The following is an 8,135-nucleotide window of genomic DNA, read 5'->3' as shown; positions in this document are numbered from 1 at the left end:
CGCCTTTGCCAAACGCCTCAACGATACACCCAGAAAATGCCTCGACTTCCAAACCCCCGCCGAGGCATTCCTCCATGCCTCAATCGGTGCACTTCAAACGTGAATCCACATCCCCGCCTGCGCGGGGATGACGATAACTGGGACTCTTACCGTTCGCGGGTCGCGGCGAAGCGGACCTTCGCATAGCGATCGGCGATGTAATTCACCTCCCATGCGCTCTTCGCGAGAAAGACCGGATTGTTGTCGCGGTCCTTCGCCATCGCCGACCGGTTGAGGTCCATGAACTGCTTGAGGTCGGCGGGGTCCTCCGCCGACACCCAGCGCGCGGTCTCGAACGGCGCGGGTTCGAGGCCGGCGGCGACCTTATATTCCGCATCGAGCCGACTCAGCAGCACCTCGAGCTGAAGCTGGCCGACGACGCCGATGATCCAGTTCGATCCGATCTCGGGATAGAAGACCTGCGTCACCCCCTCCTCGGCCATGTCGTCCAGAGCCTTGCGCAGCTGCTTGGTCTTGGTCGGGTCCTTGAGCTGGACGCGACGCAGGATTTCGGGCGCGAAATTGGGCAGACCGGTGAAGCGGACATCGGCGCGCTCCGACAGCGTGTCACCGACGCGCAGCGTGCCGTGGTTGGGGATGCCGATGATGTCGCCCGGAAAGGCCTCGTCGGCGACTTCGCGGTTCTGCGCGAAGAACAGGATCGGTGAATGGACCGCGATCGGCTTGCCGCTGCCCGACGGGGTCAGCTTCATGCCGCGTTTGAACGTGCCCGAGCACAGCCGCATGAAGGCGATGCGGTCGCGGTGGTTGGGGTCCATGTTCGCCTGCACCTTGAACACGAAGCCGGTGACCTCGTCATTGTCGGGGCTGACCGGGGCGGGCTCGGCGGGCTGCGCGCGCGGCGGCGGCGCGTGCTCGGCGAGTGCGCCGATCAGCTCGGCGACGCCGAAGTCCTTGAGCGCGGAGCCGAAATAGACCGGGGTCAGGTCGCCGTTGCGATACGCCTCGGCATCGAAGGCGGCATAGCCCGCCTGCGCCAGCTCGATCTCCTCGCTCCAGCGTTCCGACAGCACCGGCGCCTCCTCGGTCTTGCCGAGGAAGGCGCGGCTGTCACCCTCGGGGCGGCTGATGCGGTTGGTGACGAGGTCGAGCACGCCCTCGAACTCGCCGCCCATGCCGACCGGCCAGCTCATCGGGCAGACGTCGAGCGCGAGCATGTCGGCGATCTCGTCGAGCAGTTCGAACACCGGCCGGCCTTCGCGGTCGACCTTGTTGACGAAGGTGATGATCGGCACGCTGCGCAGGCGGCACACCTCGAACAATTTGCGCGTCTGCGGCTCGATGCCCTTGGCGGCGTCGATCACCATTACCGCGGAATCGACCGCGGTCAGGGTGCGATAGGTGTCCTCGCTGAAATCCTCGTGCCCCGGCGTATCGAGCAGGTTGAAGGTGATGCCGTCGCGTTCGAACGTCATCACCGACGACGTCACCGAGATGCCGCGCTGCTGCTCGATCTTCATCCAGTCCGACCGTGCGCGCCGGTTCGCCCCGCGCGCCTTGACCTCGCCGGCGAGATGGATCGCGCCGCCGAAATAGAGCAGCTTTTCCGTCAGCGTGGTCTTGCCGGCGTCGGGGTGGGAAATGATCGCGAAGGTGCGGCGGGGGGAAGACACGGCGGCAGATCTCTGGATGGCGCAGCCTGCGGCGGCAGGCGCGATGAGGGATGGCGGCGCTTTGCCAGATTGGCGACGGATAGGACAGGGGCGTGTTTTGCTCGCCGCACCCCGCGCTTTACCCCTCCAGCGTGACGCGCATCCCGATCCGCTTTTTGCCCCCTGCGGGAACCTCGAATACGCCGGGCTTGTCGCGATAGTCGCCGCGATAGCCCTCGGGATCGGCGATGCCGTGCCATGGCTCGACGCAGACATAGGCCGCGCCCGGCTTGGTCCAGATGCCGAGCATCGGCGTGTCCGGAAAGGCGATGCGCAGCCGCGGGCCGTCGGGGGCGCCATAGACGACGGCGTCGGAGCGGATGGCGTCCCAGACCAGGGCGTCCTGCGCGAACAGATCGTCCCGCAGGCGCAATTCGCGGCCGTAGAGCGGCGATTCCTTGCGCGCCGCCGCGATCGTGCCGTCGGCGGCGATCGTGCGCAGCGTATCGGGTTCGTCGGCGTCGAACAGGATGCGATGTGCGGCGCGATCCTGCCCGTACGGCAGCGGCCAGGCGAAGGCGGGATGGAAGCCGAAGCTGGCCGGCAGCGGCGTCTCAGCGGGGTTCATCACCCTCGCAGCGATATCCAGCGTCGCGCCGTCGAGCGTGTATGTGAGTTCGAGCCGGAAGGCGAAGGGGTAGCTGTCGCGGGTGGCTGCGCTGTCGGTCAAGGCGAAGGTGACGCGCGCCTCGCTCGCCTCCACCGTCTCGAACACAGCGCGACGCGCGAAGCCGTGCTTCTTCATCGGATAGGCGCGACCGTCGACGCGGATCGTCTCCTCCAACGGCATGCCGACCACGGGAAACAGGATTGGCGCATGCCCCGTCCAGAAGGCCGGGTCGGCGTCCGTCATCAGCTCACGGCCCTCGGCATCGCGCAGATGGATTAGCTCCGCGCCGAGGGGATCGATCACGGCGGTCAACGTGCCGGAGGTGATGGTGACGCGTGTGGTCATGAACGAATTCCCCGATGGTCCGCGCCGCGATTGCCCGCGTCGTGCCCGTCGGTCAACGCATCCGCAGTCCTAGCGGGCCGCCGTCTCCAGCAGCGCCGTATTGGCGCTGGCGGTTTCGGCCTGCATCGCCTGCGCGTCATAGGGCGTCGGCGGCGTCCAGCCTTCGGCGGCCGACGCATCGGTCACCAGCACCGGCGTGCCCTTGGACGTCACCGCGAACAGCTTTTTCGCGAACGCCGTCGGCACGCGGATGCAGCCGTGGGAGGCGGGGAAGCCGGGGTTCATACCCGCGTGAATCGCGACGCCGTCCCAGGTCAGCCGCTGCATGAACGGCATCGGCGCATCATCGTACAGGTTGCTCTTGTGCTTTTCCGACTTCTGCAGGATCGGGAAGACGCCGACCGGCGTGTCCTTGCCGTCCTTGCCCGTCGATACCGTCGACGCGCCGATCAACAGCTCGCCGCGATAGACATAGGCCTTCTGGTCGGGGATCGAGATGACGATGCTGACCGGTTCGAGCGTCACATTGTCGTTCCACAGGAAGCGATTCGGGGCCAGCGTCGTCACCTCCGGCGCCAGTGCGTCGGTCGCCGCCAGCGCGGGGGCGGGAGCGATGGCGAGTATCGCGGCACCAGCCATGATGAGCCATTGCTTCATAGGTATTCCAGCCTTTCCTCGTCCGTCCCCCTTCACATCGATCAACGCATGACATTTCGATTCGTGCCGCGCCGGATTCGGGATCAATCGAGCCCGACTCGCGCCCAGCCGTGCAACCAAAGAGCCGACCGGGGCGGCAAGTTGCAGAAAATTAAGTCCAAAGCTGCTATATGAGCTTTAGCGGGATCAAACCGGGGCTTTTGAAATTTCGATGCAAATTGAGCACGATAGCGCACATGACCGACGCGCTCTTCTAAAGAACGGCCTGGTGCTGGCGGCGACGCTGGCGGTGCCGGGCACGGTGTCCGCGGCGACGCGGCGGCTGACCCAGAAGGATCTTCGCCCGCTCACCGAACCGCCGCTCCCCGCTCCGCGCCCGATGGTGGCCGCACGTCCGATCACCTCGCCGCGGGTGGTGCGCCCGGACCTGATGCGTCAGGCGCTCGCCGCGCTCAACACCCACGGCCGCCGCGTCGCGCATCGCGACCGGATCGCGATCGCCGACATGTCGGCGCCCTCGTCGCAGGCGCGCTTCCACCTCGTCGATCTGGTGTCGGGCAAGAGCCGGTCGTTCCTCGTCGCGCACGGCAGCGGGTCGGACCCCGCGCATACCGGCTTCCTCAAGCGCTTCTCCAACGAACCCAATTCGAACGCCTCGTCGGAGGGGTCGTTCGTCACCGCCGATTATTATGTCGGCAAGCATGGCCGGTCGCAGCGGCTGATCGGCCTCGATCCGACCAACGACAATGCGCTGGCGCGCGCGATCGTCGTCCATTCCGCCTGGTATGCGAACCGCGACATGCTGCGCACGCACGGCATGCTCGGCCGCAGCCAGGGCTGTTTCGCGGTCGGCGAAGGCGACCTCGGCGACGTGTTCGCGCAGCTCGGCGCGGGCCGGATGATCTTCTCCGCCAAGGTGTGATCCGGACCGGGCCTCTGCCCGGTCCCGTCACCCGCGCCGTCATCCCCTCAGGCTGGCGCCCTGCTTCGCCGCCGCCGCGACGACCTTGTCGGCGATCCCCTTCAGCATCTCGTCGGTGAAGCTCTTGTCGGCGGGTTGCAGCGTCACCTCGACCGCCACCGACTTGGCGCCCTCCTCGACCCCGGCGCCGGTGAAGACGTCGAACACGCGCGCGCCGGTGATCGCCGCCTTGTCGGCACTGCGCACCGCGCGGACGAGCGCATCGGCACTCACCGATGCCGGGACGAGGAACGCGAAGTCGCGGCGGACCGACTGCAGCGCGGGCGGCGCGAAGGCGGGGCGCGTGAAGCCCGACGACCGCTTCGCCGGCAGCGCGTCGAGATACACTTCGACCGCCGCGACCGCACCGTCGAGGTCGAACGCCTTGAGCAGGTTCGGGTGGAGCATGCCGAACGTCGCCAGCACCGTCTTCGGCCCGAGCCGGAGCGTGCCGCTCTGGCCGGGGTGCCAGGCGTCACCCGCCTCGCCCATCACCTGCAGATTGTCGACCGGCGCGCCCGCGGCGGCGAGCAGTGCCAGCGCCTCCGCCTTGGCGTCGTACGCGTCGAAGCCCGCCGCCTTGCCGTCGCGCCAAGCGCGCTCGCGCCGGTTGCCGGCGAGGACGAGGCCGAGCGTCGGGCGCTCGGCGTCGGCGAGATAGCGGCGGCCGATCTCGAACAGGCGCACCGACGCGATGCCGCGCTTGAGGTTGCGTTCGGTCGCCGACAGTAGGCCGGGGAGCAGCGAGGGGCGCATGACCTTGAGGTCTTCGCTGATCGGATTGGCGAGCGTCCATGCGCCGCCACCTAAGGGCGCGGCCTGCGCTTCGGACAGGAAGCTCCACGTCACCGCCTCGTCGAGGCCGCGCGCGGCAGCGGCGCGGCGGACGCGGCGTTCGACCTTCTGTTCGGGCGTCGCGGTCGGCGTGGCGACGCCGGGCGTGCGCGGCAGCGGCACGGGGGCGACCTTGTCGATCCCCTCGATCCGGATGACCTCCTCGACCAGATCGGCGGCGCCGTCGATGTCGCGGCGCCAGCTCGGCACGGTAACGCGCCAGTCGGCGTCCCCGTCGCCGGCGACGCCGAAGCCGAGCGATTCGAGGATCGCGCGCTGGCGGTCCGCGGCAACGGCGAGGCCGCCGAGCGTCTCCGCCCTGGCCGGATCGTAAGCGACGACACGCGGCGCGAGCGGCGGCTGGCCGGCGCGGGTCACCGGCGACGGCGTACCGCCGCACAGATCGAGCACCAGTCGCGTCGCGATCGCCAGGCCGTCGTCGAGGAACGCCGGATCGACGCCGCGTTCGAACCGCTGACGCGCGTCGCTGGTCAGCATCAGCGCCTGGCCGGTGCGGGCGATATGATCGGGATCGAAAAAGGCGCATTCGATCAGCACGTCGGTGGTGTCCGCGGACACACCCGAACGCTCGCCGCCCATGATGCCGCCGATGTCGTGGACCTGAGCGTCGTCGGCGATGACGGTCATCGCCGGGGTGAGCGTATAGGTCTTGCCGTTGAGCGCGAGGACCTGCTCGCCGGCATGTGCCTTGCGCGCCGTCAGCCCGCCGCTGAGCCGGGCACGGTCGTATACGTGGAGCGGGCGGCCGAGATCGATCGAGACGTAGTTGGTGATGTCGACCAGCGCGCTGATCGGCTTCTGCCCGATCGCGGTCAGCCGGCGACGCATCCATTCGGGCGATTCGCCGTTGGCGACGCCGCTGACATTCTGTGCGTAGAAGGCGGGGCAGCCGGCGGGGTCGTCGGTGCGCACGTCCGGCGCCGCGCCCTCGCCCGCGACGGGCGCGACGGCGAGCGGCTTCAGCGTGCCGAGCCCGGCGGCGGCGAGATCGCGGGCGATGCCGCGCACGCCCATGCAATCCTGCCGGTTGGGGGTGACGCTGATATCGATAACCGCATCGTTGAGCCCCGCATAGTCCGGGAAGAGCGTGCCGACCGGCGCGTCGGCGGGCAGTTCGATGATCCCGTCGTGATCCTCGCCCAGCTCGAGTTCGCGGGTCGAGCACATCATGCCGTTCGATTCGACGCCGCGGATGGCGGCGACCTTCAGCGTCACGTCGAGGCCGGGGACATAGGCGCCCGGCGGGCCGAACACGCCGACCAGCCCGGCGCGGGCATTGGGCGCGCCGCAGACGACCTGCAGCGGGCCGTCGCCCGCGTCCACGGACAGGACCTGCAGCTTGTCCGCCTGCGGATGGCGCTCGGCGCTGAGCACCTTGGCGACGCGGAACGCCTGCAGCGCATCGCCCGGATTGTGGACGCCCTCCACCTCCAGCCCGATGCGGGTCAGGCCGTTGACGATCGTATCGAGGTCGGCGTCGGTGTCGAGATGCTGGCGCAGCCAGTCGAGGGTGAACTTCATGCGCCGACTCCTCCGGACAGCGTGGGGGTTTCGAGCGCGGAGAAGCCGTAATGCTTCAGCCAGCGGATATCGCCGTCGAAGAAGGGGCGCAGGTCGTCCATGCCGTATTTGAGCATCGCCAGCCGGTCGATGCCGCAGCCGAAGGCGAAGCCCTGCCATTCGTCCGGATCGAGCCCGCAGGATTCGATGACCTTGGGGTGGACCATGCCCGATCCGAGCACCTCCATCCAGCCGCCTCCCCCCTTGCTGCCGGGGTGGCCGCCGATGACGCGCTTGCCCTTCTCGATCGTATAGCCGACGTCGACCTCCGCCGAGGGTTCGGTGAAGGGGAAATAGCTGGGACGCAGGCGCAGGACGATGTCGTCGCGCTCGAAGAACGCCTTCAGGAACGTCTCCAGCGTCCATTTGAGGTGGCCGAGCGTGATCCCCTTGTCGATCACCAGCCCCTCGACCTGATGGAACATCGGCGTGTGGGTGGCGTCGCTGTCCGACCGGTAGGTGCGACCCGGCGCGATGATGCGGATCGGCGGCGGCTGGTCGAGCATCGTGCGGATCTGCACGGGCGACGTGTGCGTGCGCAGCAGCATGCGCTTCTCGCCCGCCTCGCCGTCGGGGAAATAGAAGGTATCGTGCATCGCCCGCGCCGGATGCGTTTCGGGAATGTTGAGCGCGGTGAAATTGTGCCAGTCGTCCTCGATCTCCGGCCCGGTCGCGACCGCGAAGCCGAGGTCGGCGAAGATTTCCGCGAGTTCGTCCATGACCTGGCTGACCGGATGCACCGTGCCCGCAGCGACGCCCTCCGCCGGCAGCGTCATGTCGAGCGTCTCGCTCGCGAGGCGCGCGTCGAGCGCGGCGCGTTCCAGCACCGCCTTGCGCGTGGCGATCGCGCCGGCGACCGCCTCGCGCAGGCCGTTGATCCGCGGGCCTTCGCTCTGGCGCTGCTCGGGGCTCATCTTGCCGAGCGTCTTGAGCAATTGCGTGACATTGCCCTGCTTGCCGAGCGCCTCGACCCGCACCGCCTCCAGCGCGTCGAGTCCGGTCGCGGCGTCGATCGCGGTCAGCATATGGTCGCGAAGGGTATCGAGGTCGTCAGTCACGTGTTGCTCTCTTTCACCGGTGCCGGCGCCAAGCGGGGCAGCCCTAATCCGACCCCGAGGTCGGCCCAATCTTCGTTCCGCGCTTCGATCAGGTCGATCTTCCATGCGCGCCGCCATTCCTTCAGCCGCTTCTCACGGACGATGGCGGCCTCCATCGTGTCGTGGACCTCGTACCAGACCAGCAGGCGCACGCCGTATGCCTTGGTAAAGCCGGGGATCAACCCCTCACGGTGCTGGACGATGCGTGCGAGCAGGTTGGATGTGACGCCGATATATAGCGTTCCGTGGCGGCGGCTGGCGAGCATGTAGACGCACGGCTGGAAGTTGTCCCTCATGTAGACCCGCCCTTCCCTCGTCATCCCGGCGCACGCCGGGAC

7 protein-coding genes are annotated in these 8,135 nt (G+C 68.2%); 1 reads left to right on the top strand and 6 read right to left on the bottom strand.

Going from position 1 to position 8,135, the window contains the following annotated elements:
* Positions 1-146 precede the first annotated feature (146 nt).
* From B2515_RS04795 to B2515_RS04785, 3 genes are all read right to left on the bottom strand, one after another.
* On the bottom strand, positions 147-1,673 hold the full coding sequence (locus tag B2515_RS04795; protein WP_293874324.1) for a peptide chain release factor 3: 1,527 nt from the start codon (positions 1,671-1,673) through the stop codon (positions 147-149).
* Positions 1,674-1,791: 118 nt separating this feature from the next.
* On the bottom strand, positions 1,792-2,667 hold the full coding sequence (locus tag B2515_RS04790) for an aldose 1-epimerase family protein (RefSeq protein WP_293874321.1): 876 nt from the start codon (positions 2,665-2,667) through the stop codon (positions 1,792-1,794).
* Positions 2,668-2,736: 69 nt separating this feature from the next.
* Positions 2,737-3,324, bottom strand: coding sequence for a L,D-transpeptidase family protein (locus B2515_RS04785; RefSeq protein ID WP_293874318.1), 588 nt, complete (start codon positions 3,322-3,324; stop codon positions 2,737-2,739).
* Positions 3,325-3,535: 211 nt separating this feature from the next.
* Between B2515_RS04785 and B2515_RS04780 the strand changes: the two genes are divergently transcribed.
* Entirely contained in the window at positions 3,536-4,246 is a 711-nt protein-coding gene (locus B2515_RS04780) for a murein L,D-transpeptidase catalytic domain family protein (protein ID WP_293874315.1), read from the top strand.
* A gap of 39 nt (positions 4,247-4,285) precedes the next feature.
* Here B2515_RS04780 and pheT read toward each other — a convergent pair whose 3' ends face one another.
* Genes pheT through B2515_RS04765 form a run of 3 tightly spaced genes read right to left on the bottom strand, consistent with a single transcriptional unit; the run spans position 4,286 to position 8,093 of the window.
* A complete protein-coding gene (pheT, locus tag B2515_RS04775) occupies positions 4,286-6,661 on the bottom strand; it encodes a phenylalanine--tRNA ligase subunit beta (RefSeq protein ID WP_293874312.1) in 2,376 nt (791 codons plus the stop codon).
* The gene (gene pheS, locus B2515_RS04770) at positions 6,658-7,725 is read right to left on the bottom strand and encodes a phenylalanine--tRNA ligase subunit alpha (protein ID WP_293874343.1); all 1,068 of its coding nucleotides are present in this window, start codon (positions 7,723-7,725) and stop codon (positions 6,658-6,660) included. Before pheS ends, pheT begins: the two co-directional genes overlap by 4 nt.
* Positions 7,726-7,754: 29 nt before the next feature.
* Positions 7,755-8,093, bottom strand: coding sequence for a GIY-YIG nuclease family protein (locus B2515_RS04765; protein WP_293874309.1), 339 nt, complete (start codon positions 8,091-8,093; stop codon positions 7,755-7,757).
* Positions 8,094-8,135: the final 42 nt, after the last annotated feature.

Origin of the sequence: Sphingomonas sp. UBA978 (assembly GCF_002292295.1) — a bacterium.
Lineage (GTDB): Bacteria > Pseudomonadota > Alphaproteobacteria > Sphingomonadales > Sphingomonadaceae > Sphingomonas.
Note: the sequence above shows the minus strand (reverse complement) of the source record. Positions and strands in the feature narration are given on the sequence as shown.

Coding starts and splice junctions, on each gene's coding strand:
- B2515_RS04790 (WP_293874321.1), bottom strand. CDS start 2,667: ATGACCACACGCGTCACCATCACCTCCGGCACGTTGACCGCCGTGATC.
- B2515_RS04785 (WP_293874318.1), bottom strand. CDS start 3,324: ATGAAGCAATGGCTCATCATGGCTGGTGCCGCGATACTCGCCATCGCT.
- B2515_RS04780 (WP_293874315.1), top strand. CDS start 3,536: ATGCAAATTGAGCACGATAGCGCACATGACCGACGCGCTCTTCTAAAG.
- pheT (WP_293874312.1), bottom strand. CDS start 6,661: ATGAAGTTCACCCTCGACTGGCTGCGCCAGCATCTCGACACCGACGCC.
- pheS (WP_293874343.1), bottom strand. CDS start 7,725: ATGCTGACCGCGATCGACGCCGCGACCGGACTCGACGCGCTGGAGGCG.
- B2515_RS04765 (WP_293874309.1), bottom strand. CDS start 8,093: ATGAGGGACAACTTCCAGCCGTGCGTCTACATGCTCGCCAGCCGCCGC.